This window comes from Pseudomonas sp. S3_B11, assembly GCF_054667715.1.
The window spans coordinates 6337678-6358808 of record NZ_CP162749.1 but is presented as its reverse complement, the minus strand read 5'-3'; the positions used below and the strand labels follow the sequence as shown (position 1 = coordinate 6358808).

Here is a 21131-nt window from a genome sequence, read left to right as displayed (position 1 = left end):
AGCAAGCCTTTGAAACAGGAGAAACGCCATGGACGTACAAGCCATCGACCCCAGCAACCTCGCCTCCACCGCTGCCAAAACCAGCGCCAAGCCACACGCGAGCGCCGAGACCAGCGATGTCAGTTGGTTCAACGCGCAAATGCGCGACAAAGCCCCCGCCCCGGACAGTGAAAACAATGTCGCCGCAAGAATCATCGATTCGTTGTCGAGCCGCTCCGGCGAATTGCAGCGACTGGATGATCGCGCCAACCGGGACATGCTCAAGGCCATCCGCACCGCCGACCCGAAAGACATGCTGCAGTCGAACCGCTCGTTGTCATCCTTTCACCTGGAAAGCCTGATGACCGCGAAAATCGTCAGCAAGGGCTCCCAGGCAATCGAGAAGCTCACCAATCTTCAGTAAAGGGAAAGCCGGTCATGTCCATGCGCGCATTCTCAACACTGTTGCTGTGTCTGCTGCTCACCGGTTGCGATGAACGGACGGCGCTGCACAGCCATCTTTCCGAGCAGGATGCCAACGAAGTGATCGCCGAATTGGCGAACAAGAACGTGGAAGCGAGCAAGCAGGTCGATAAAGACGGGCTGACCGTACTGGTCGAGCCTGCCGACATGAACAGCGCCGTCCAGGTACTTGAAGCCGCCGGCCTGCCGCGTCGCTCACGCTCCAGCCTGGGGGAGATCTTCCGCAAGGAAGGGGTCATTTCCACGCCGATGGAAGAGCGTGCCCGCTACATCTATGCGCTGTCCCAGGAACTCGAGTCGACGCTTTCACAGATCGATGGCGTGGTGCTCGCCCGGGTCCATGTGGTCCTGCCGGAGCGGGTGGCCCCGGGTGAGCCGGTCCAACCCGCATCGGCCTCGGTGTTTATCAAGCACACCAATGCCCTGGACCCCGACAGCATTACCCCACGCGTGCGCAACCTGGTCGCCAGCGGGATCCCCGGCATGGCCGATGCTACCCAGAACCCGACCAAATTATCGGTGGTCTTCGTTCCCGCCGCACCGTATCAGGAGCGGCGCAAGATGGCGTATTTCGGCCCGTTCCTCATGCAGGCCGACGACATCGGCTATTGGCGGGCGGTGACCGTGACGGCAAGCATCACCTTGCTTGCCATCCTGATGGGCGTCTTGTATGGCCTCTACCGGCTATGGCGCCAAGGCGTGTTAGTGCTGCCACGACTTCTCGATCGCAAGTTCAGCAAACCAGCCAGGACGCCCGCCGCCCCCCAAAGCAGCGCGACACCTGGGCTGTTCGCCGTGAAAAACCCGGGGACCAAACCCGACAGTAACGGGACCGCCGCATGACGGCGGAAATTGCATGGGTTCGCTGGTGGAACCTCGCGTGGCGCGAAGCAGACCGGGGCTGGTATTCGCCGGCGCTTGGCCTGCTGACCGCGCCACAGATCGACGTCCTCGCCCGAGGGCAACATGCCGCGCTTGCCCACAGCTTCGGTATGACGCCATGCACGCCACCACCACCCAGCCCGGCGCTGCAATCGCTGTTCTGCGGCACGCCCCGGACCTTGGCCCTTGCCTGCGAATTGGTGGCGAGCACTTGCGCACCGTTAACGGCAACACAGGCACTTTCGGTGCAGGACCGGGCCTGGTGCGAGCGCACCGCCAAAGCCCTGCGCCCGGGGCACTGGCTCGAACAAGACCAGGATCCACTCGCCCTGCTGCGCGCATGGCTGGACGAACGGGCCTGGGAACGCGCGCGCCTGGCGTTCCCACGCGACAGAATCATCGCCATCGAATCGGCGCCAGCCCCTCAACCGCCAGCCGCCAAGCTGAACACGCTTTGGCAGTCCGCCTGCTGGAAAGCTGAGCAAAGCCTGGCACCCTCGGCCCCTATCCAAACGGAGAGACACGATGCTCGCTCGGCGTTCGCTTGAACTGCGCCCCGATGGCCAGGGCCTGTCGCAGCCCTACATCGCGCGCGAAACCCTGGTTGATTGTGCCCGCGCACAGGTCGTCCTCGAACAGGCCCAGGCGCAGGCGGGGCAATTGCTTGAACGCGCCAACGCAGAGGCGGACGCGACCGTGCTCGAGGCTCAAGCGCAATTCTGGGAAAAGGCCGAAACCTTGCTCGCCGCATGGGACACCCAGCGTCAAGCCATGTGGGAGCGGATCGAGAGCAGTGCTGCACATTTGGTCAACGAGGCCCTGGGGACGCTGTTGAACGAGGTCCCGCAGCAGGCACGCATCGATGCGCTCGTCCGCCAACTGGCGTCGCGTCAGGACGACCCGATCAGCGCCACCCTTCGCTGTCATCCTGAAGACCTGGCAAGCCTGACCCGGAGCCTGGGCACCGACAGCCGACGCCCCTGGACGCCAGTGGCCGATGCCGACATGGAACGACATCAACTGAAGCTGGAAACACCAGGCGGTACATACCAGCTCGACTGGCCCACCGCCGTCGAGGCCCTGCGCCTGCCCGAACCACAAAACATCACCGCAAGCTGACCCTCCGCCATCGCGAGCAAGCTCGCTCCCACAGGGGATTTGGGGTGACTGCGATGCCTGTGAACACCCCGGAAAAACTATGGGAGCGAGCTTGCTCGCTCCCACAAATGGATCGAAGTACGACCGGGAGAGCCAGGTCGGCTACTAGGCCGCCTCGCGGCGGACGTTGATCTCGGCGCCCCGTTAACCACGATGGCCGAACGCAGGCATTGCGTAGTGGGCACCTCGGCATGGATGCCGAGGTAGCCGCGGGCCATGGATGGCCCTTCGCGGCGGGCCCACGGAGCAATGCCTTCGTTCGGGCATGCCGAGCCTAGGCGAGGCACCGAGTGGTGGGGCAAAGCCTTTTTGGTTACTTTTTTGGCGTCTGAAAAAAGTGACCCGCCGTAAGGGCGGAACCCTAAGCAGCCGTTACCGCAGCAACGGATATGTACCCGGTCAAAGAAATCCTGTCCGGATACTAAGGCCACCATCACCCCGTCAGTTTTTTCCTCATCCGCGCGGAACCGCCAACGGCATACCCACCACTCACACCGTGAACATGCCCAGCCCAGAGGAACCGCCCATGTCTTCCGCCGATGCCGTCCAGCGCCGCCTCGATACCTACTTCCAACGCGCGACCGACAACGTCAACAACGCTGCGATGAACGCAGCAGAAAGTCAGTCACTCGACGACATGCACTCATTCGTGACCAGCATGAACGGCATGTCCGTCGCAGTGAACGCCGCCACTCAACAGACCACGGCCCATCACAACCTCGCCAAGGCGATCATCGATGCAATGCCATGAGCTGCGCACACAGCTCACCCGCTGGAGCGCCATCGTCGATGGCCCGGAGCACTTCACCGTTGTCATCGACGATGGCGACGCAACGTTCAGCAAGCTCGAAGAGGGCCTGCTGGTATCGGTCGAGCTGAGCGTCCCGGCGACACGCGAGGTGGCTCTGGAAGACCTGCTTCGGCTGGCGCACCCAAGCCTCTCGCGATTTCCCGGCGCGCTGGCCCGTTCGCCACAAGACGGCCGGTTGTGGCTACTGGCGCAACTGCCGCCGGACAGGCACATCGACGACTTGATCGAGGTGCTCGAAGCACTGCTCAACCAGCGTGACACCTGGCAATCGATTCTCAATAAAGACCAACGAGCCGTTGCCGCGCCAGTGGCGCGACGCCTCTCGCACTCTCACTTGCTCGGAACAGGAATCCGTCATGCCTAACAGGTGGCTTGCACCGTACCGCTTGATGACCGCAGGCAAAGTACACCTTCGCCAGTTGATCGCACACCGCTGGACGGGACCTTCGCTGATCGCACTGGCGCTGACCGGTGCCCTGGGTGCGAGCCTGCCGGCACAGGCGGCAGTCCCGACCGACTGGAAGAATACGCCTTACGCCTATGACGCCCAAAACACGCCGCTGGCCAAGGTACTCGGCGACTTCGCCAATACCTTCGCGGTGCAACTGGTGATCGATGGCGCCGTGAAGGGCACCGTCGACGGCCGGATGCGCGCCGAAAGTCCCCAGGCGTTCCTCGACAGGCTCGGCCTGGAAAATCGCTTCCAGTGGTTTATGTACGGCAACACCTTGTACGTCAGCCCCTTGCAGAACCAGGACTCCACGCGCCTGGAAGTATCCGCCGATGCCGTGCCGGACATGAAGCAGGCCTTGACCGACATCGGCCTGCTGGACCCGCGTTTCGGCTGGGGTGAATTGCCCGACGAAGGCGTGGTCCTGGTCTCTGGCCCGGAGCGCTACGTGCGCCTGGTGGCGCAGTTTGCCGAAGTGCGCAAGACACCCGAAGAGAAGCAGGAAGTGATCAGCTTCCCGCTGCGCTATGCCACCGCCGCCGACCGCAACGTCAAGTACCGCGGAGAAACGCTGGTCATTCCCGGGGTCGCCAGCATCCTGAAAGGTTTGCTGGAAAGTCGCAGCGCCGTGTCGGGGGGCATGCAGACAGCCTCGCCCCAGGCGTCGTTCCAGAACATGCAGAACCAGCAGTCCATGACCATGGGCAATATCGAACAGTTGGCAATGAACGGCATGGGTCGTCCAAACACCAGCCGCGTACCGTCCGGCGCGAACAGCGGTGGCGGCGGTCGGGGCAAGATCCGCGTCGAAGCCGACGTGCGCAACAACGCGGTGCTCATCTACGACGCGCCCAAGCGACGGGAAATCTACACGCCGCTGATTCGCGATGTGGACGTGCCGCGCAAGCTGGTGGAGATCGATGCGATCATCCTCGACATCGACCGCACCCAACTGGCCGAGCTGGCCTCGAACTGGAACGTCGAGAGCGGCGACCTGATCGGCGGCGCCTCGATGATTCGACCTGGCGCCAGCTCGACGGTGTTCATTCAGGACTACGGCGATTTTTCCGCGCAACTGCGGGCCCTGGAGGGCCGTGGCCTGGCCTCGGTGGTGGCGAACCCGTCGGTACTGACCCTGGAGAACCAGCCGGCGGTCATCGACTTCAGCCGGACCGAGTACATCTCGGCCATCGGCGAGCGTGTAGCCACTGTCGAACCCATCACGGCAGGCACCAGCTTGCAGGTCGTGCCCCATGCCATCGAGACCGGGGGCCGCAACCAGATCCAGATGTCCCTGGACATCGAGGACGGCCGTATCGAACCCTCGGAGGTCGGCCAGCAGACGCCCAGCGTGCGCCGGGGCGTAGTCAGCACTCAGGCTGTCATGGGGGAAAGCCGGTCATTGGTGGTAGGCGGTTTTCATACCGAAGAGACCGGCGACAACCTCGAACGGGTGCCATGGCTGGGTCGCATCCCGCTGATCGGGCCGCTGCTGTTTTCCTCGACCACCCGCGAAACCAGTCGCCGCGAGCGGGTGTTCATCCTGACGCCGCGCCTGATCGGTGACCAGGTCGACCCGGCCCGCTACATCTCCGCCCTTGACCGCGAACAGGTCGACAGCGCCATGGCCCGCCTGGAAGAGCGTCGCAACGGCACCCGCCCCGTCGGTCGTATCGAGGTCAGCGACGTGCTCGCCCAACTCGCCGACGGCAACATTCCGGCCACGTTCAAGCAAGCCCCATCGATTCCCTATTCGCCCGACACATTGTGCGCGTTGCAACCCGGGCTATCGCTGGACGCCGCCCGGGCCCAATGGTTCGCCGGCCCCGATTACGGCATCGCCGTGGGCGTGATACGCAACGACGATCAGCGGCGCTTGCGTTTCGACGAGGCAAGCTGCGGCAGTCGCTGGACCCTGGCCACCTCCGCCTGGCCGAAGGTGTGGCTTGAGCCCGGCGAGGAAACGGAAGTGTTCGTGGTCATGAAACAACCCACGCGCACGCCAGGCGGCGAGCGCCCTTCTCTTCTGCAAACCAGCGCGAGGACCCTGCCATGAGTCGCACGCCACTGCTGCTCGTTTTATTGCTGAGCCTGCCGGTGTTCGCCGGCTGCGCGAACCGCTCGGGTTGCCAGGGCGATGCCTGCAGCCGCGCCGAACCGGACAACGGTCGGCTGGTGATCTGGTGGTCACCCGGTATGCGCGGCGGCCTTGGCTCCCCCGAACACCCACTGGACCATTCGGTCGTCCCATTGGAGAACTGAAACGCTATGTCTTTTTCGGTACACAGCGTAAGCACTCGCCAGGCCTTCCAGAAGAACATCATCGCCGGCATCGCAACGTATTGGGAAATAGCCCCAGGCATTGAGTTCTGTCTGCGACGCGAGCCTCACAGCGTGGGGCTCGCCTTACAAATACAAAGCCAGGCGCTGCGTGCAAACCAGATCCAGCATGCCCTCGAACGGCGTTTCGCCCACCCGACCGACTACGCGCAGTTGTTCGTATTTCTTGATCCGCAGCGAGCACTCGTGGTCTGGCAGGCGCTGCCGGACTCGTCGATATCCATTGAACTGCTCGATGAAATCCAATCCCGGCAATTGTCACTGCTGGGCCTGGAAGACCTCGACGACTACTCAGCCACGTATTGAGGAAAACACAGTGATTCATACAGGCTTTATTCAGGGAGGTTTTCCATGACCGTCGCACCGCTTGCCCAGCGCTTGATCTCGGCCCTCGCGGAACATTTGCATGCGGACTTGCAGTTGGAAGGTGGCGTGTGCGCGCTGTATGACGCGAGCAACCGCGAAGCCGTGGTCATCGAGCTGCCCGATCACGGCGATGTCGCCATCCTCCATAGCTCGATCGATGTACCTGCCCACGCGCCCGGTTTGCACAAGCGCTTGCTGGAACTCAACTTTCGCTTGGATCTGCTCGGCGGCAGCTGGCTGGCCCTGGACGATAAGGGCAGCGTTCGCCTGTGTGCCCACTGTCCGCTGGCGATGCTTGACGAGGCGCGGTTCTGCCATTGGATCGTCGGCTTCATCGCCCAGGTCGGCGACGTTCGGGCGCGCTTGGCGGTGCCTGCAACGCCGGGCGGTCCGCGTCCGGCGTCGCTCAACATGAGCCGCACCCGATTGGGATAGGCACTCGTGGCCTGGAATTACTACCGCGGGACTCTGTAGGAGCTGGCGAAGCCTGCGATCTTTTGATCTTTCGCTTGAGATTCAAGTGTCTTTGAAAAGATCGCAGCCTCGTTGCACTCGACAGCTCCTACACAGGGTTATGCAGGCTCATCGCTTTATCGAAGCTTCATCGCCTCGCCACCCTCCTGCATGACTTTCCTTGCGCTGTCCATGAAGCCCTTGGTGACCTCCGTCACCGTATCGCTCATCAGCTTGGCCATGTCGGCGGAGCTTTTAACGAGCAACATGGCGCTCTGGCGTTCCTCCATGCCCATTTGCAGCTGGAACTGCTTTTCCATCAACTGCTTCTGACGGGTTTCCATCTCGCTCATGAAAGAGTCCGGTGTGCGGCTGGGCGTTTGCGCGTCATCCAGCGGTTGCGTGTCATTCGGTGCCGCCGTGTGGTTGGTGTCTCGCGTTCGGGTGCGGCCGCGCTGATGCACCGCCGGTGGTGTCGAGGAAGAACGTCCCCGATCATGCAGGCTCTGGGTGCCTTGGCGCTGCTGCGCCTCACGGGGTCGTTGGCTCAGCGAGGGTGAGCGCGATGGCGATAAGCTGTCGGTACCCCGCAGGGCACCTGTGCCCCCTAAGGGGCTCGTCAGGGGTCTGGGTTCGGGCATGGGAATCCTCCACGAGTCGATGTCTGTGTGGTGGGCACTGTCGGCAGGCCGGTATCCTCCGGACGAGCCTGGCTCATTCCCTGAGTGGCAAGCGCATGTGCATCGGTTCCATCGACCTCAACGCTGGTTCAACTCCGGAATCTCGATGACCTCGCCCTTGGCCTCGTCATCCAGTTCGCGCAACACCCGATAAATGTGGGCAACCGCCTGGAGCGTTTCCCGAGGGATATAAGCGCCGACGTCTTCACGGTAGATCGTGCGCGCCAGCCAGATGCACTGGATGACCGGAACCCGCGCCGCCTTGGCCCGCTCGATCAGCGCCCGGGCCTCGGCATCGACACCTTTGACGATCAACTGCGGCAGCGGCGTTTCCTCGGGGCGATACAACAGCGCGACGGCAAAGTGGGTGGGGTTGACCACCAGCATGTCGGCGTCTTCCACCGGTTTGGTCTCTTTGTTGACGGGCTGGTCGACCAATTGCCGGGCCAAGCTGCGGCGATGCATTTTTACGTGGGGGTCGCCTTCCATTTCCTTGAACTCCTTGCGCACCTCTTCCTCGCTCATGCGCAGGCGCTTGGCAAAGAAATATTTCTGCAGGCCGAAGTCGAGAAGCGCCAGCACCAGCAACACGCCCAGGCAGATGTGCATGATGTGCCGAAACAGGCTGGCCAGCCCGCGCCAATAGCTGTTCAGGTCGCCGTTGACCAGATTGATCAACGACCCGAGTGCAGGCAGGGTCACCAGATAAATCACGGTGCCGATAAACACGGCCTTGACCAGCCCCATGAACAGGTTGATCAGCGCCTGGCCGGAGAACATCTGCTTGGCCTGGTTCATCGGGTTCAAGCGGTTCGGGTCGGGCTGAAGGGCCTCGGGGGCAAACAGGAAACCGAACTGTATCCAACCGGCCACCAGGCGCGTGACGATCGCCAACCCCACGGTCATCAAGGTGAAATTGAGCAACACGCCACCGGCATGAGCCAAGGTCTCCTCGAAGGCACGCACGAAATCGACATCCAGCCGATGCAGCGGGAATGTCACCATGTCTCCCAAGGCCTGCATGCTGTCGTCGGCCTGGGTCAACGCCACTTCGGTGATCGCCGCAAGCACCAGCAGGCTGCTCAAGTCCTGGCTTTGGCCGACCTGGCCCTTGTTGCGCGCGTCGCGAATCTTCTTCGGCGTCGCCCGCTTGGTCTTTTCTCCACTGTCTTCGCTCATGCCCGAAGCCCTCCTTCAGGGTGACGGCAACAACAGGTGCAGCAGATGCCGGATTTCGCCATAGCGACCAAGACGGCCGGTCATCGCATCCCACAGCGTGGGCAGGTAGAACAGCAGGAAGCCCAGGCCGATCAGACTCTTGGCCGGCATGGCGAGGACGAACACCTGCAATTGCGGGCTGTACAGGCTGAGCAACGCCAGGCTGAACTCCACCAGCAACAGCAAGCCGATAAAGGGCGCCGCGTAGAGCATCATGTGCATGAACATTTCGCCGAGCAGCCCGAGAAACACGCCGAAGCCGTCCGCGCCAGGCAATGGAAACCAAACGGTGGGCGACCACACCAGGTAGCTGTCCCAGATCACCTGGGTCAACGTGCCAATGCCCAGGGTGGTGACCAGCAGCAAGATCGTCAGCTCCTTGAACAGCAGGCCCAGGGGCGTGGTGTCGCTGCCGAGCGCCGGGTTCAACTGGCCACCAATGAGCGCACCGCGCTGGTTGTCCAGCAAGGCACCCACCGACTCGTACAACCAGAACGGCATCGCCAGCAGCACCCCGAGCAAGAAGCCCAGCACCAGCTCCTTGAACATCAACCCGGCCAGCGACAGCCAATTGACCTGGGCGTCGATCAGCGCCTGGCGAATACCCGGTGCCGGCAACATGCCCAGGGCAAACACAACGGCATGGCGCGGCAAGCCTCGCAGGTGCTGGAAGCAAAATACCGGGACCAGGTATGCGACCGGGTAAATGCGCGCCATGCCAAGCGCGATCGACAGCAGCAAGTCGAAATACGGGCCGAAAGCCTGGGCCGTCATCAGGTGTTGGCCATCATTTCGAATGCCCGGCGCAGCAGTCCCAGCAACTCCACGCCGATCCAGCGCCCCGTGACCAGCAAGGTCAACCCGACCGCCACCAGCTTGATGCCGAAGGGCAAGGTCTGGTCCTGGATCTGCATCAAGGCCTGCACCAGGGAGGTCAGCACACCGACAATCACCGCCACGATCAAGGGCGGCGCGGAGAGCAGGACCACCAGCAACATGCCTTCCTTAAACAACGTCAGCGCGTCCATCGCACATCCTCAAAGATAGGAATAGAAGAGGCTGTCGAGCAATTGCGTCCAGCCCTGCACGAGGACAAAAATCAGCAGCTTGAGCGGCAACGAAATGGTCATGGGCGCGACCATCTGCATGCCGAGCGCCAGCAGCAGGTTGGACACGATCAGGTCGATGACAATGAACGGGATATAGATCAGGAATCCCATCTGGAAGCCGGCCTCGAGCTCCGACAGCATGAAGGCCGGGATGAGCAGCATCAGGTCATCGCGGCTGGCCTGCTCGGCGCGTTCCTTGGGCCACATCCGCTGGGTGTTCTCCAGCAAGTGGGCGAGGATGTCCGGGTTGGTATTGCGCGACATGAAGGCCTGCAACGGTTTTATCGCGTTCAAGGCAGAACCTTGCAACGCCTCGGTATTGCTGAAATCCAACGGCCGTTCTTTCAGCTGTTCGGCGATGTTGTGGCCCACCGGCGCCATGATGAACAGCGTCGCGGCCAGGGCAATGGCATACAAGGCCATATTGGGTGGCACCTGCTGCACGCCGATGGCGTTACGGGTGATGGTCAACACAATGGCTATCTTGAGAAAGGCGCTGCAGATGATCAGCAGCAAGGGGACCAGCGAAATCCCACCAATGAACAGCGCCAACAGAAAGGGGTCGACCCCCTGGAAGCTCATCCAGCCACATCCACGTGAGCGATTTGCAGGCCCAACCGGCCATCGATCTCGACCAGCTCGCCATGGGCCAGGGCACGTTCGCCATAGAACAGCGCCGCTGTCCCCGGTGCCACGCCTTGCACTTGCAGCACCGCGCCGGGTGCCAGATTGCGCAGCTCGCCCAAGGTCAGCTGCAAATGACCGCAGCGTATCGTCAGCGCCAGCGGCAGGTCGTCGAAGCGCTCGGGGACTTCGGCCGCGACCGGCTCCGTCATCGGCGCTTCCTCGGTGTCAGCGGCAGCATAGGCCGACTCCGGGTGCTCGGCCGCCTCGGCGGCTTGGGCGTCAGGTTCGTAGCCGGTGCTATCGTCCCAGTCCGGCGTCAGGATGTCGGTGTCGGCGGTGGTGCTCATAACGGTCTCCTCCAGAGCGAGCAAGGTCAGGCGCAACGGCGCGGCACGGCTGTGAACCCGCACCTGCAAACAATGCCGGCCCAGGCGAATCAGCCCTTGGCCGGATGAATCGAACAGAGCGGTTTGCGGCACCAACACATCACCGGGGCGCAACGTCGCCAACTGCCCGGCGGCCAGCGCCAGGTGTCCCAGTTCCAACGGAACATGCAGCACGAAGCCCGCGATCCCTGGCGCTGCCGGCCGCTGCCAAGGCGTAGCGCGAAGCAGCCCCAGCAGGGTCGCACCGGTCATTTCCAGATGGCTCGTGACGCGGGCCGCGCCCACCCTCACGTCGAGCCGGCAGGCAATGCCCTGCACCGCGGGCCCGGCCGCTGGTTTGATAAAACCGAATGCCTGGCGCAGGGGCTCGCCCAGGGTTTGCTGGAACAGCGACCAGAACCACGCGTCATCCGGTCCGGGTTCGGCAGGCAGGACCACCGGGCATTCACCGAACAGACTGAGCACCGCGCCGGGCTCGTCCAGGGTAAAGACACCATGGGCACACGCCAGCACACACGGCGTCCCCCCAGCGGTGCCACCCGGGGTCAGTTCCAGCAGGCCCGCCTCGCCCGCCACCTCGAAGGGCAACCGGACGCCAATTCCCAATAGTCGCCGGGCGGTGGCGTTCTCGCTGCCTACAGTCGGCAGCGCCAATGCATGGACTGTCATGTCGCGCTAACCTCTTCTTCCCGCGCCACACGCACGCTCACCGGCTGGCCCAGGCTTTGGGTCAGTGCCTCTTCGAGGCGCCCGGATCGACTCGACAGCCGCGCCTGTACGTCGGCACTTTCGCTGCTCAGGCCGATGTCCCACCCGCACGCCTCGCCTAGCCGCCGGGCGGATACCTTTATGCGGCCCAGGTTGGGAAGATGCAGCAACAGGTCCAATTGCTGGTCGAGCGTGGCACGCAAGCGTGGCGTGAGCTGGTCGACAAACGCCTCCTCTTCACCGCCCGGAAGATTCACCAGGCCCGACAGCGCACCGGTGCCGGCGCTGTCATCCTGCGTGCCGCCCCGTGGCGCATCGACCCATTGGCGGAACCAGTAACCGTCACTGCTTCCTGCCGTCATGTCGGGGTCACGCCCGGTGGCAGGGGCGGACTCGCGTGCCGCCGGACGGCTTGCCCGGCTCACCTGGGCAGGCGGTTGCTCATACGCCCGCGGCGGATGCCGGACGGGGGTCGCCGAGGGATTGCCGTGCGGTGTCGGCGCACCGCGCACGCTGCGTTCATTCATCGCTGGGGGTCTCCACCAGGCACTCCATCATTGCGCTGAGCTTTTCCAGATCTCGCCGGCGCCCTTGTAGCTGCTGCTGAGCAGCGGCCGTGTGCTGTGCCTGTTGCGCCTGTTCATCGTCCAGTGCCTGCACTGCCCGCGCTTGCTCGGCCAGCTCGCCGATCAAACGACGTTCCTGGGTAGTCCAGGCATTCAGTTCGCACACGCTCAACGCCCGGCCACGGTGCTCGCCGTACAACGCCTCGCGCTGCACCACCTGCTGCTCACGAGTCGCCTGCATCTGCGCGCGCGCGGCGGCAACCGCGGCTTCGCGCTCACGCAAAAGCTCACGCTGCTGGCGCCACGCCCGCTCGGCTTGCGCTTCGCGGTGGCGGCGTATCGGCGCCAGGGCGTCCAGATCAGCCCGGGACATAAGCGGTCAACTGCTGCAGGTGGGCGAGCGTGGACGCAAACGGCTCCGGCTCACGCAGGTCCTGGCGCAGAAAGGCGTCCAGGGCCCCTCGCGACTCCACCGCCAGGTCGGTCAAGGGGTCGGCGCCGGCCTGGTATTCGCCCAGGCGCAACATCAATTCGATTTGCTCATAGGCCGACAGCAATCGACGCAGATTGATGCCCGCCCGCAGGTGCTCCGCCTCGGCCACGTTGGCCAGGGTTCGCGACAGGCTGGCCAGCACATCGATTGCCGGGTAGTGGCCGCGTTCCGCGAGCTTGCGTGACAGCACGATGTGACCGTCGAGCAGCGAACGCACTTCATCCGCCACGGGATCGTTCATGGAGTCCTGCTCGATGAGCACCGTATAAAAAGCGGTGATAGCGCCCTCGTTGATCAGGCCGGCCCGCTCGACCAGACGCGGCAGCAAGCCGTAGACCGACGGCGGCAAGCCACCGCGCCCCAACGGCTCGCCAGCGGCCAGGCCGATCTCACGCTGGGCCCGGGCGAATCGGGTCAGCGAATCGATGAGCAGCAGCACGCGTTGGCCCCGGGCCCGGAAACCCTCGGCCAATGCCGTGGCGGTGAATGCCGCGCGGGCGCGTTCCATGCTGGAGCGGTCAGAGGTGGCGCACACCAGCACCGCGCGGGCCCGCAGTTCATCATCCAGCTCATGATCGAGAAATTCGCGCAGTTCGCGCCCACGCTCGCCGATCAGGCCGAACACGATGACATCGCAGTCAACGTTCCGGGCAATCTCCGCCAACAGCGTGGTCTTGCCACAACCGGCGCCGGCGAACAGCCCCACACGCTGGCCTTCACCGAGCGTCAGCGGGCCGTCGATGGCCCGTACGCCGGTCATCAAGGGCCGTTGGATACGCGGTCGTGCGGTGGGTGCAGGCGCCTCGCCAATCACTTCCGAGGCATGCAGTACATGCGGGCCGGCGAACGCCCCCGTCCCGCCGTCCAACAGGGGCCGGCCGAAGCCATCCAGCACCTGACCCAGCAGCTCCGGTCCCACGCACACCCGATGCGGCATGCCCAGCGGCTCCACCGCCGCACCGACCCGGATCCCCTCCAGGCCGCCCAGGGCGCTGAGCAGGGCATCGTGCTGGTCGAAGCCGACAATCTCGGCGAGCAGCGGCTCGCGTGTGTCGCGCTCGACCCGGCAGAGGTCGCCGATCTGCGCCCCCGGCAGTCGGCACTGCAGCAAGATGCCGCTGACCCGCTGCACCCGCCCGCGCACCATGACCGGCGCGAAGCGACGCAAGTGCGCCAATTGCCCGGCCTCCCAGGCCTCCAGTCGCGCGATGGCCGCCTGCATCATCACCAAGTGACCTCGTAGCGTTGGTCACCCTCGAAGGTGACTTTGCCGCTGTCGATGGCAGTCAAGCGCAGGCCATCGATCTGGTCACCCAGGAACAACCGACGTCCATCGGCCGTGACCACGTGACCATGCTTGCCGCCCACGATCTGGGCGATCTGGAACGGCAGCTTCGTCAGCCGCTCCTTGACGTTGGCCGTGATCCCGACCGGCGTTTCGTAACGGTCGTGGAAGCGCTCGATCAGCCGTTCGACCATCGCCAGGCGTTGGCGCGGCAACTCGCCCATCAGGACCAGCCGGTCGCCCTGGCTCTCGACCCGCACACCGGCGCCCAAATCACGTTCCTGGAGCATGCGATCAAGCTCCAGGCGGACCGCCTCGACATTGTCCAAGACCACCTTGCTCTGCTTGAGCTGCTGGGCCGGGCTGCGCGCCACGGTTTGCGCCGGCTGGCTGGTAAAGGCCCAGGCGCTGGAGGCAACGGTGATCACCGCTGCGGCAATGGCCAGGCGCTTGGGCCACGACGGCCGTGTCGCGGGCTTCAGGGTTTCCCGTTCCGCCGCCAAGTGCGCGGCGTCATCCAGCGCCGCCTCTTCGGGCCAAGGCTGATCGGCCGGGGCCAGGCACAGCCAGACGCCTGCCACGGCAAATGGGGCATTGCTCTGCAAGGGCTCGGCCGCAGCCCAGGGCTGGCCTTGTCCATCGCAAACCGTGCCCTCCAGCAGTTCCAGCAGCCACTGGCCCTGCACCTGCCGCAGGCCCACGTGACGCCCACAGATGCCCGGATCGTAAAGCGCCAGGTCGGCATCCTCGGCCGCCCCGACCACCCATTGCTCGCCAACCAGCGGCAACGCCGCACCTCGGTGCAGACCACTCAAGACTCGCAGTTCGAACATGGTCAATTCCTCAAGGGGCGACAGATGCTCGCCCACGGTCCGGTTGTACGACGGGGCACCGGCGGCCCCCGTCCTCTGTCACAGCCAGGCCATCGAACGCACCTGGATTTGCATCGTTACGTGGAGACACCGCTGCTGGCGTGCCAAGACAAGCCCCTCACGCGGCATCCTCCATCCGTAGTTTTTCCTGCTCGAGGTCAAAGCGCCCCAGCACGGTGACCTGGGCGTTGCTGTGCAACTCGCTGAAGGCGAGTACAGGCACGTGATTGAACTCGTCGCGCAACAGATCGCGCAGCGGCGCCCGCAAGTCTTGCGCCACCAACAGCACGGCCACGCGCTTGGCGCGCAACGGGAAACCTTCGCGCAACTGCATCACCAGGGCGCGGGTATGCAGGCTTTCCAGGGCAAAGAAGGTTTCCGTCTGGGTCTGGCGCAACGCGTCGCGCAGCAGGCCTTCGGTTTCCGGCGTCAACAACCACACGTGCAGGCCGTTTTCGTCGCGGTACTGGTGATAGATCTGCGACTTCAGGGCGATGCGCGCGTAGTCGGTCAGCGCACCGACGTCACGCTCATGCTGCCCATGCTCGATCAACGACTCGGCGATCAGGCGCACCGCACGCAGCGGGACGCCTTCGCCGGCCAGGCGCTGGAGCACGGCGGCAAACCGCGCCAGTGGCATGGTCCGCTGCAGCTCCTGCACCAGCTCTGGCTGACCTGCTTCGAGCCAACTGAGAATCGACTTGCTTTCCTGAAGCCCCAAGAATTGCGGGCCCGTGGCGAACATGGCACGGCTCATCCGCTCCACCAGCAACTCGGCGGCCGACACCGCCTCCACGCGTTCGTCCGCCAGCAGCGGATCGTCAGGCGTCAGCCATAGCCACTGCTGCTCGTCACGCACCTCGTCGCCGACCAGCCCGTCGCGCGGTTCGAACGGCAGCGGTCCGCGCGCCACGGCCACACGTTCGCCGAAAGTGGCCCGCAACATCGGCACCTCGTGCACACAGAAGCGGAACTCGTCGTCTTCCAGCAGCACGCTGTATTCGATCTCGAAGGGCGGCAAGGTCAGGCCAAAGCCGGCCACCAGCGCGTTACGCTTCTTGCGGATCGCCTGGATGACTTCCTCGGCGGCCGTGTTGCCTTCCATGGCTTTGGAAAACTGCAAAAGATAGGCGCGGGTCGGGTCGAAGCTGCGCAGGTCTTCAGCGCCGTTCTGTGCCGGGGCCACGACCTCCGCTGGCTGGTCGCCCTGGCGTGCCTGCCGGGCGAGCGAGTACAGCTGAACGATGCCGGCGGTGCCGGTGATCAACGCGATGACGATGAATACCAGCGTGGGCATGCCGGGCAAGGCCGCGAAACCGAGCATCCCCACCGAAGCGATCACCCAGGCCTTGGGTTCGGCGGTCAACTGCTGAGCGATTTCCTTGCCAACGCTACTGCCCGCTGGCTGCCCTTCCGGCGACACCCGGGTGATGATCATGCCCGCAGTGAGGGAAATCAGCAGTGCCGGAATCTGCGCGATCAGACCGTCACCGATGGTCAATACGGCATACAAGTGCATCGATTCGGACGCGCCCATATCGTGCTGCATCATGCCGACCGTAAAACCGCCGATGAGGTTGATCACCACGATCACCAAGCCCGCGATGGCATCGCCCTTGACGAATTTCATCGCCCCGTCCATCGCACCGAACAGCTGGCTTTCCTTGTTCAACTCCTCGCGGCGCCGCCGAGCTTCAGTGACATCGATCAGGTTGGCGCGCAGGTCGCTGTCGATGGACATCTGCTTGCCCGGCAGTGCGTCCAGCGTGAATCGCGCCGCCACTTCGGCGACCCGCTCCGAGCCCTTGGTGATCACCAGGAAGTTGACCACCGTCAGAATGAGGAAGATGACCAACCCAACCGCCAGGTTGCCTCCCACCACAAAATTACCGAACGCCTGGACGATATGACCGGCGTCGCCCTGGAGCAGGATCAATCGGGTGGTCGCCACCGACAATGCCAACCGGAACAGCGTGGTCAGCAGCAGCACCGCCGGAAATGAGGAAAATGCCAGCGGCCGCGGCAGGTACAGCGAGATCACGATCAGCAGGCAGGAGATGCAGATGTTGATCGCGATCAGCGCATCGACCACCGAGGTCGGCAAGGGCAGGATCAGCATGAACACGATGCCGAGCACCACGAACGCCCCGACCACCTCGATGCGCCGCACCGCTTCGTTGGCGACTTTGTTCAACAGGGCGATCATGAGCGCGCTCCAATCACCGGGGCAGCGGTCTGGCTTCGGGGCTCGCCACGGGAGCGCTCATCGAGCAGCACCAACAGGTTCTTCAGCGCGGTCTGGCGACTTTTGCTATCGCGCCAGAGGGGCAGCGGCAAACGCTTGAGCAAGGGGTACAGGCCATTCAGGGAGACCAGTTGGTCCCGCTCCTCTTCTCCACCCAATTCACGCCCGATACGCCGTACTTCCGCCGCCGACAGGCCACTGCTGACAAACCCCAGCATGCGCTGGAGCAACAGCACCGCCGTGAGCTGGCTGGCCGGGCAACTGTAGGCCAGTTGCTCGAGCAAACCGCGGCAGCTGTGCAGGACACTGCCCAGTTGCGTCGAGGCGGCCAGGCCGATCAACAACGTGCGCAACAAGGCGGTAGGACGTGATGGTGTGTGCGCAGCGATGTCGTCAGCCAGTGCCCGGCGCATCATGTCCAGCCCCGGCACGAACGCCGCCTCGCCGAACAGGCCAAGCAACGCCTGCATCATGGTGGGCAACGACTGCTTGAGCACCACGGTGTCGTAATAGAGTCGCCGTACCGCCTGGCGCAGTTCGGGATCGCCCCCCGCAGCGCGCAAGGCCTCGGCGATGTTCATGCCCGCCTGGATCTGCGCGCCATAACGCTCGCGCAACAGCTGCAGGTAGTCGCGAGCACGCTTGGCCTCGACAAGACGACCTTGCACTTCGGCCTCGCGCAACGCTTGCTGCAGGATCAGGTCGGTACGGGCCGGGTCACCACCGGTGGACTGCACCACCTCTTCAAGCACTGGCTCGCCACACAGCAACAAACCAGCCTGGGCGGCCATTGCCCCCAGGCTCTGCTTGCCTGGGTGGCCAAGTTGGTCGTACCACTCCTCCAATTGCTCACGCGTCTCGACCCGCGTCTGCCCCACCTCGCTACGAGCATTGCGGATGCGCCGCTGGCTCAGCGCCTTGGTATTGCGCTCCACGTGATGGCTGAAGGTCATGCCGACCTCCTCCATCGAATTGGACTGTACGGCCTGGAACGACTCGACAGGCGTGCCTATGCCCACGACGGCCGAAACGGCCTGGGCAAGGTTGGCGGCAATATGCGCATTTGTCGGGGCTTCTACTTTCATGATGGCCGTGAGCGTGGTTTCGGACGCTCAGTGGGTGGTGGCGATTCAGCATTCAGTTCCATCACGGTGATGACCTTTTCTGGCCGATTCCAGTGGGTTGGCCACAGGCCTCTTCCCGAGCGTTTGCTCGGTGCAATTTCATGCAGTGGGACTTGGGACGCCTGTGCATGACCTTGCACAAATAGAGCAAAAGCACTAGATAAAAATGCTTGTTTATCAACAAGATAACTCGTTAAACGGGCTTGGCACAGGTCCTGCTGATGGGAGGAACGTCGACATGTGGATCGACGCTATGGAACCTACCCAGAGGGATTTATTGATGAACAGCCTGAATCTCATGGCCCCACCGCAAACCTCCCCGGCACCCACCGGTGCGCCAGGCATCTGCTTCGGCGAGGAACGCAAGCTGCGTCTATTTGTGCAAAAACGTGTACTCAATCAAGACGACGCCGATGACATCATCCAGCTCACGTACCTGGAAGCCTGGCGCAACCAGCAGAAGTTCAAAGGGCTGGCAAAGCAGGACACCTGGTTGTGTGGCATCGCCCTGAACCTGATCCGCAACCACTTCCGCCGCTTCTATGCACAGCCGCCGCTGAGCACGTTCGATGAAAGCGAGTTCAGCGAGTCCAGTGACGACATTGACCTGAGTGAACTGTGCGACAACCGTCGGCTGTTGGACCGTACGCTGTTAGCCATGGACGCGCTGTCCAAGGACATGCGCGATACCCTGTGGACCGCCGTGGATACCGAGAGCAGCTACCGCGATGCCGCCGAACGTCTGGGCGTCCCCATTGGCACCGTGCGCTCAAGGTTGTTTCGCGCGCGTGAACAACTCAAACGAAGCGTCTATGGAGAAGCCCGGCCATGACCAATAATCGCTTGAACAGCCGGCCCGACCTGCCACGTGGCGTGCGCCGCTACACCCCCGACGACTTGCCGGTGATGACAGATATCTTCAACGAAAGCGCTCTGGGAGGTACCAGCTCCCCCGTGCTCAGAGCGTTTTCCCTGAAGGAAATGACGTTTTTCGTCGACTGTTTCGTCAAGGAGGGTGATCCGATCTACGTGCTCGAACGCGCTGGCGAAGTCGTTGCCTGGTTGATCGTCAACCGCTTCTGTTGGGGCGCCCAGGCCTGCCGATTGACCGGTGAAGTATCGATCTACGTACGCGGCGACCACATTGGCAGTGGCGTCGGCATCCGCCTTGGCCAAGCCGCGGTGGTGTTGGCCAGGCAGTATGGTTTCGAGACGCTGGTGGCCTGGATCATCGAGCACAACGAGGCCAGCAAACGCGGCGTACAAGGGCTTGGTGCGACCCAATGGGGACGCTTCCCAGGGATTGCCCGGTTCGCTGATAACCGGGCGGATGTCGTGCTCTATGGGCTGCACCTGACGCCAGGCGACACGGCATCCTCCACCCTTTCAGCGCCGGCGCAAAACGAGGAGGCCAGCCTGGCGTAACTCCACGGCTCGTCCGGCTGGACAGTCGGGCGAGCCGCCTTTTTTTTCGGCATGGGCCTGCGCTCATTCGAGCCGATGCCATTTTTTGCACAGCCCTCACAGCCCCTGCTGTTCAATCGATAAACCCGTGGCGAGGGAGCTTGCTCCCGCAGGGCTGCGCAGCAGCCCCTTTTTCATGAACACCTCAGCCCACCGACCAACACACCGGCAACGCCTCCGGCCCCCTGAAGTTGGGCACATAGCGCCAGCGTATCGCGCCGGGATCGACCGCCAATTGCAGCCCAGGGCAGCACCGAAGAAGTGTGTTCAATGCAATTTCCAATTCCTGCCGGGCCAACGAGGCGCCCAGGCAATAGTGCGTGCCTTTGCCGAACGACATGTGCGGGCAGGCCGGGCGGGTGATGTCGAGCGTGTCAGGATTAGCACACAGCGCTTCGTCACGATTGGCCGAACCCACCACCGCCATCAGCAGTTGCCCACGCAGCAAACGTTGTCCCGCCAGTTCGGTGTCCCGGGTAACGAAGCGAACCATGGCCCGCTCCACCGAGGAGTCATAGCGCAGAAACTCCTCGACCGCGCCAGGCATCAATGCCGGTTCGTCACGCAATCGCGCCAGCGCCTTCGGATGCTGCACGAGCATGTGCACCGCATTGCCGATCATCGATGCCGACGTTTCGTGCCCGGCGATGATCAGCAGCGCGATCATGCTGCACAGCTCACTTTGGCTGAGCATGCTGCCCTCTTCCTCGACCTGCGCCAGCGCCGAAACCAGGTCATCGCCCGGCTGTGCTCGACGCTGGTCGATCAATGCGAGCATGTAGCCCGCGAATTCGTTGTAGCAACGCTGCAACTCGCTCAGGTCGTGCCCCACCTGCTGGACGATCATGTGGGACCAACGGCGGAAATCGTCACGATCTTGTGCGGGGACGCCGAGCAGCTCAGCGATGACGGTGATCGATAAGGGGAATGCATATTGGCCCACCACGTCCATTTGCCCGCTCGACCGCACGGGCTCCAGCAACGTCTCGGCGATCTGTTCGATACGCGGCCGCAGGGCGTTCACCGCCTTCAACGTGAACGCCTTGTTGACCAGGCGACGCAAGCGGCGATGACTGTCGCCATCGCGGTTGAGCATGTGGTCGTTAAGAAACGCGATGGATTGCTCGCCGCCGAGCATCGCAGCGAACTGCGCATCGATCCGCGACGGGTCACGGGCGAAGCGCTCGTTGTCCAGCAGCACCTCCTCGACTTCCCGAGCGCCGGTGACGTACCACATCGGTAGCTGCCCTTCGGCCTGGCTGAAGAACACCGGAGACGCCTGGCGCAGCGCCGCATAATGCCGGTAAGCCTCGCCGCGAAACGCGTCGCTATTCAAATCAAGGGTACGTTCGTAAGCCATGAACACTCTCCAGGGGCATCAATCATTGCTCCTGAGTGGCAGGGCTCGCCAAAAAAGATCCCGTGGGAGCG

Annotated in this window: 25 protein-coding genes; 12 read left to right on the top strand and 13 right to left on the bottom strand. The window is 63.5% G+C overall.

What is annotated here, in order from left to right; genetic code table 11:
• Positions 1 to 28 precede the first annotated feature (28 nt).
• From sctI to AB4O22_RS28420, 10 genes are all read left to right on the top strand, one after another.
• Positions 29 to 403, top strand: a complete 375-nt coding sequence (gene sctI / locus AB4O22_RS28465) for a type III secretion system inner rod subunit SctI (RefSeq protein ID WP_003206577.1) — start codon at positions 29 to 31, stop codon at positions 401 to 403.
• A gap of 14 nt (positions 404 to 417) precedes the next feature.
• Positions 418 to 1305: a type III secretion system inner membrane ring lipoprotein SctJ gene (sctJ, locus tag AB4O22_RS28460; protein ID WP_013694482.1), complete on the top strand. Its 888-nt coding sequence runs from the start codon at positions 418 to 420 to the stop codon at positions 1303 to 1305.
• Positions 1302 to 1892 carry a hypothetical protein gene (locus AB4O22_RS28455; RefSeq protein WP_460097663.1) on the top strand — a complete coding sequence of 197 codons (591 nt, stop codon included), beginning with the start codon at positions 1302 to 1304 and terminating at the stop codon, positions 1890 to 1892. Before sctJ ends, AB4O22_RS28455 begins: the two co-directional genes overlap by 4 nt.
• On the top strand, positions 1870 to 2463 hold the full coding sequence (sctL, locus tag AB4O22_RS28450; protein WP_003206583.1) for a type III secretion system stator protein SctL: 594 nt from the start codon (positions 1870 to 1872) through the stop codon (positions 2461 to 2463). Before AB4O22_RS28455 ends, sctL begins: the two co-directional genes overlap by 23 nt.
• Before the next feature lie 565 nt (positions 2464 to 3028).
• Entirely contained in the window at positions 3029 to 3253 is a 225-nt protein-coding gene (locus AB4O22_RS28445; protein ID WP_003206585.1) for a type III secretion protein, read from the top strand.
• Entirely contained in the window at positions 3240 to 3677 is a 438-nt protein-coding gene (locus AB4O22_RS28440) for a type III secretion system chaperone (protein WP_223472113.1), read from the top strand. The genes AB4O22_RS28445 and AB4O22_RS28440 overlap by 14 nt, the downstream gene beginning before the upstream one ends.
• The gene (sctC, locus tag AB4O22_RS28435; RefSeq protein ID WP_223472112.1) at positions 3670 to 5820 is read left to right on the top strand and encodes a type III secretion system outer membrane ring subunit SctC; all 2151 of its coding nucleotides are present in this window, start codon (positions 3670 to 3672) and stop codon (positions 5818 to 5820) included. The genes AB4O22_RS28440 and sctC overlap by 8 nt, the downstream gene beginning before the upstream one ends.
• The gene (gene hrpT, locus AB4O22_RS28430) at positions 5817 to 6026 is read left to right on the top strand and encodes an HrpT family type III secretion system protein (protein WP_003206591.1); all 210 of its coding nucleotides are present in this window, start codon (positions 5817 to 5819) and stop codon (positions 6024 to 6026) included. The genes sctC and hrpT overlap by 4 nt, the downstream gene beginning before the upstream one ends.
• Before the next feature lie 6 nt (positions 6027 to 6032).
• On the top strand, positions 6033 to 6410 hold the full coding sequence (locus AB4O22_RS28425) for a hypothetical protein (RefSeq protein WP_003206593.1): 378 nt from the start codon (positions 6033 to 6035) through the stop codon (positions 6408 to 6410).
• Positions 6411 to 6455: 45 nt separating this feature from the next.
• Positions 6456 to 6905: a type III secretion system chaperone gene (locus AB4O22_RS28420; RefSeq protein ID WP_367860757.1), complete on the top strand. Its 450-nt coding sequence runs from the start codon at positions 6456 to 6458 to the stop codon at positions 6903 to 6905.
• A 155-nt stretch (positions 6906 to 7060) separates the two neighbouring features.
• Here AB4O22_RS28420 and AB4O22_RS28415 read toward each other — a convergent pair whose 3' ends face one another.
• The 12 genes from AB4O22_RS28415 to AB4O22_RS28360 form a co-directional block, all read right to left on the bottom strand.
• Positions 7061 to 7564 (bottom strand): type III effector, encoded by a 504-nt coding sequence (locus tag AB4O22_RS28415; protein ID WP_223472110.1) that lies wholly within the window; start codon positions 7562 to 7564, stop codon positions 7061 to 7063.
• A 117-nt stretch (positions 7565 to 7681) separates the two neighbouring features.
• Entirely contained in the window at positions 7682 to 8782 is a 1101-nt protein-coding gene (gene sctU / locus AB4O22_RS28410) for a type III secretion system export apparatus subunit SctU (protein ID WP_027912905.1), read from the bottom strand.
• 15 nt (positions 8783 to 8797) lie between these two features.
• Positions 8798 to 9595, bottom strand: a complete 798-nt coding sequence (gene sctT, locus AB4O22_RS28405; RefSeq protein ID WP_460097661.1) for a type III secretion system export apparatus subunit SctT — start codon at positions 9593 to 9595, stop codon at positions 8798 to 8800.
• The gene (sctS, locus tag AB4O22_RS28400) at positions 9595 to 9849 is read right to left on the bottom strand and encodes a type III secretion system export apparatus subunit SctS (protein ID WP_003206603.1); all 255 of its coding nucleotides are present in this window, start codon (positions 9847 to 9849) and stop codon (positions 9595 to 9597) included. Before sctS ends, sctT begins: the two co-directional genes overlap by 1 nt.
• A gap of 9 nt (positions 9850 to 9858) precedes the next feature.
• Positions 9859 to 10512, bottom strand: a complete 654-nt coding sequence (gene sctR / locus AB4O22_RS28395; RefSeq protein WP_014340722.1) for a type III secretion system export apparatus subunit SctR — start codon at positions 10510 to 10512, stop codon at positions 9859 to 9861.
• Positions 10509 to 11612, bottom strand: coding sequence for a type III secretion system cytoplasmic ring protein SctQ (sctQ, locus tag AB4O22_RS28390; protein WP_460097659.1), 1104 nt, complete (start codon positions 11610 to 11612; stop codon positions 10509 to 10511). Before sctQ ends, sctR begins: the two co-directional genes overlap by 4 nt.
• Complete coding sequence (locus tag AB4O22_RS28385) at positions 11609 to 12178, bottom strand: type III secretion protein (protein WP_460097657.1); 570 nt, start codon at positions 12176 to 12178, stop codon at positions 11609 to 11611. Before AB4O22_RS28385 ends, sctQ begins: the two co-directional genes overlap by 4 nt.
• On the bottom strand, positions 12171 to 12590 hold the full coding sequence (locus tag AB4O22_RS28380; protein WP_460097655.1) for a hypothetical protein: 420 nt from the start codon (positions 12588 to 12590) through the stop codon (positions 12171 to 12173). The genes AB4O22_RS28385 and AB4O22_RS28380 overlap by 8 nt, the downstream gene beginning before the upstream one ends.
• On the bottom strand, positions 12577 to 13935 hold the full coding sequence (locus AB4O22_RS28375) for a FliI/YscN family ATPase (protein ID WP_460097766.1): 1359 nt from the start codon (positions 13933 to 13935) through the stop codon (positions 12577 to 12579). Before AB4O22_RS28375 ends, AB4O22_RS28380 begins: the two co-directional genes overlap by 14 nt.
• Complete coding sequence (locus AB4O22_RS28370) at positions 13935 to 14828, bottom strand: FHA domain-containing protein (protein ID WP_460097654.1); 894 nt, start codon at positions 14826 to 14828, stop codon at positions 13935 to 13937. The genes AB4O22_RS28375 and AB4O22_RS28370 overlap by 1 nt, the downstream gene beginning before the upstream one ends.
• 157 nt (positions 14829 to 14985) lie before the next feature.
• Positions 14986 to 17073 carry a type III secretion system export apparatus subunit SctV gene (sctV, locus tag AB4O22_RS28365; RefSeq protein ID WP_460097653.1) on the bottom strand — a complete coding sequence of 696 codons (2088 nt, stop codon included), beginning with the start codon at positions 17071 to 17073 and terminating at the stop codon, positions 14986 to 14988.
• Positions 17070 to 18197 carry a TyeA family type III secretion system gatekeeper subunit gene (locus AB4O22_RS28360; protein WP_223472107.1) on the bottom strand — a complete coding sequence of 376 codons (1128 nt, stop codon included), beginning with the start codon at positions 18195 to 18197 and terminating at the stop codon, positions 17070 to 17072. Before AB4O22_RS28360 ends, sctV begins: the two co-directional genes overlap by 4 nt.
• A 319-nt stretch (positions 18198 to 18516) precedes the next feature.
• Between AB4O22_RS28360 and AB4O22_RS28355 the strand changes: the two genes are divergently transcribed.
• Positions 18517 to 19068, top strand: a complete 552-nt coding sequence (locus AB4O22_RS28355; protein ID WP_223472106.1) for an RNA polymerase sigma factor — start codon at positions 18517 to 18519, stop codon at positions 19066 to 19068.
• The gene (locus tag AB4O22_RS28350; protein ID WP_223472105.1) at positions 19065 to 19661 is read left to right on the top strand and encodes a GNAT family N-acetyltransferase; all 597 of its coding nucleotides are present in this window, start codon (positions 19065 to 19067) and stop codon (positions 19659 to 19661) included. Before AB4O22_RS28355 ends, AB4O22_RS28350 begins: the two co-directional genes overlap by 4 nt.
• A gap of 184 nt (positions 19662 to 19845) precedes the next feature.
• Here the strand turns inward: AB4O22_RS28350 and AB4O22_RS28345 are convergent, their stop codons facing one another.
• Positions 19846 to 21060 carry a cytochrome P450 family protein gene (locus AB4O22_RS28345; RefSeq protein WP_223472104.1) on the bottom strand — a complete coding sequence of 405 codons (1215 nt, stop codon included), beginning with the start codon at positions 21058 to 21060 and terminating at the stop codon, positions 19846 to 19848.
• Between the last annotated feature and the right edge of the window lie 71 nt (positions 21061 to 21131).

What these genes read in the sequence shown, in the direction of transcription:
- sctI (WP_003206577.1), top strand. Translation starts at nt 29, where the DNA reads ATGGACGTACAAGCCATCGACCCCAGCAACCTCGCCTCCACCGCTGCC.
- sctJ (WP_013694482.1), top strand. Translation starts at nt 418, where the DNA reads ATGTCCATGCGCGCATTCTCAACACTGTTGCTGTGTCTGCTGCTCACC.
- AB4O22_RS28455 (WP_460097663.1), top strand. Translation starts at nt 1,302, where the DNA reads ATGACGGCGGAAATTGCATGGGTTCGCTGGTGGAACCTCGCGTGGCGC.
- sctL (WP_003206583.1), top strand. Translation starts at nt 1,870, where the DNA reads ATGCTCGCTCGGCGTTCGCTTGAACTGCGCCCCGATGGCCAGGGCCTG.
- AB4O22_RS28445 (WP_003206585.1), top strand. Translation starts at nt 3,029, where the DNA reads ATGTCTTCCGCCGATGCCGTCCAGCGCCGCCTCGATACCTACTTCCAA.
- AB4O22_RS28440 (WP_223472113.1), top strand. Translation starts at nt 3,240, where the DNA reads ATGCAATGCCATGAGCTGCGCACACAGCTCACCCGCTGGAGCGCCATC.
- sctC (WP_223472112.1), top strand. Translation starts at nt 3,670, where the DNA reads ATGCCTAACAGGTGGCTTGCACCGTACCGCTTGATGACCGCAGGCAAA.
- hrpT (WP_003206591.1), top strand. Translation starts at nt 5,817, where the DNA reads ATGAGTCGCACGCCACTGCTGCTCGTTTTATTGCTGAGCCTGCCGGTG.
- AB4O22_RS28425 (WP_003206593.1), top strand. Translation starts at nt 6,033, where the DNA reads ATGTCTTTTTCGGTACACAGCGTAAGCACTCGCCAGGCCTTCCAGAAG.
- AB4O22_RS28420 (WP_367860757.1), top strand. Translation starts at nt 6,456, where the DNA reads ATGACCGTCGCACCGCTTGCCCAGCGCTTGATCTCGGCCCTCGCGGAA.
- AB4O22_RS28415 (WP_223472110.1), bottom strand. Translation starts at nt 7,564, where the DNA reads ATGCCCGAACCCAGACCCCTGACGAGCCCCTTAGGGGGCACAGGTGCC.
- sctU (WP_027912905.1), bottom strand. Translation starts at nt 8,782, where the DNA reads ATGAGCGAAGACAGTGGAGAAAAGACCAAGCGGGCGACGCCGAAGAAG.
- sctT (WP_460097661.1), bottom strand. Translation starts at nt 9,595, where the DNA reads ATGACGGCCCAGGCTTTCGGCCCGTATTTCGACTTGCTGCTGTCGATC.
- sctS (WP_003206603.1), bottom strand. Translation starts at nt 9,849, where the DNA reads ATGGACGCGCTGACGTTGTTTAAGGAAGGCATGTTGCTGGTGGTCCTG.
- sctR (WP_014340722.1), bottom strand. Translation starts at nt 10,512, where the DNA reads ATGAGCTTCCAGGGGGTCGACCCCTTTCTGTTGGCGCTGTTCATTGGT.
- sctQ (WP_460097659.1), bottom strand. Translation starts at nt 11,612, where the DNA reads ATGACAGTCCATGCATTGGCGCTGCCGACTGTAGGCAGCGAGAACGCC.
- AB4O22_RS28385 (WP_460097657.1), bottom strand. Translation starts at nt 12,178, where the DNA reads ATGAATGAACGCAGCGTGCGCGGTGCGCCGACACCGCACGGCAATCCC.
- AB4O22_RS28380 (WP_460097655.1), bottom strand. Translation starts at nt 12,590, where the DNA reads ATGTCCCGGGCTGATCTGGACGCCCTGGCGCCGATACGCCGCCACCGC.
- AB4O22_RS28375 (WP_460097766.1), bottom strand. Translation starts at nt 13,935, where the DNA reads ATGATGCAGGCGGCCATCGCGCGACTGGAGGCCTGGGAGGCCGGGCAA.
- AB4O22_RS28370 (WP_460097654.1), bottom strand. Translation starts at nt 14,828, where the DNA reads ATGTTCGAACTGCGAGTCTTGAGTGGTCTGCACCGAGGTGCGGCGTTG.
- sctV (WP_460097653.1), bottom strand. Translation starts at nt 17,073, where the DNA reads ATGATCGCCCTGTTGAACAAAGTCGCCAACGAAGCGGTGCGGCGCATC.
- AB4O22_RS28360 (WP_223472107.1), bottom strand. Translation starts at nt 18,197, where the DNA reads ATGAAAGTAGAAGCCCCGACAAATGCGCATATTGCCGCCAACCTTGCC.
- AB4O22_RS28355 (WP_223472106.1), top strand. Translation starts at nt 18,517, where the DNA reads ATGAACAGCCTGAATCTCATGGCCCCACCGCAAACCTCCCCGGCACCC.
- AB4O22_RS28350 (WP_223472105.1), top strand. Translation starts at nt 19,065, where the DNA reads ATGACCAATAATCGCTTGAACAGCCGGCCCGACCTGCCACGTGGCGTG.
- AB4O22_RS28345 (WP_223472104.1), bottom strand. Translation starts at nt 21,060, where the DNA reads ATGGCTTACGAACGTACCCTTGATTTGAATAGCGACGCGTTTCGCGGC.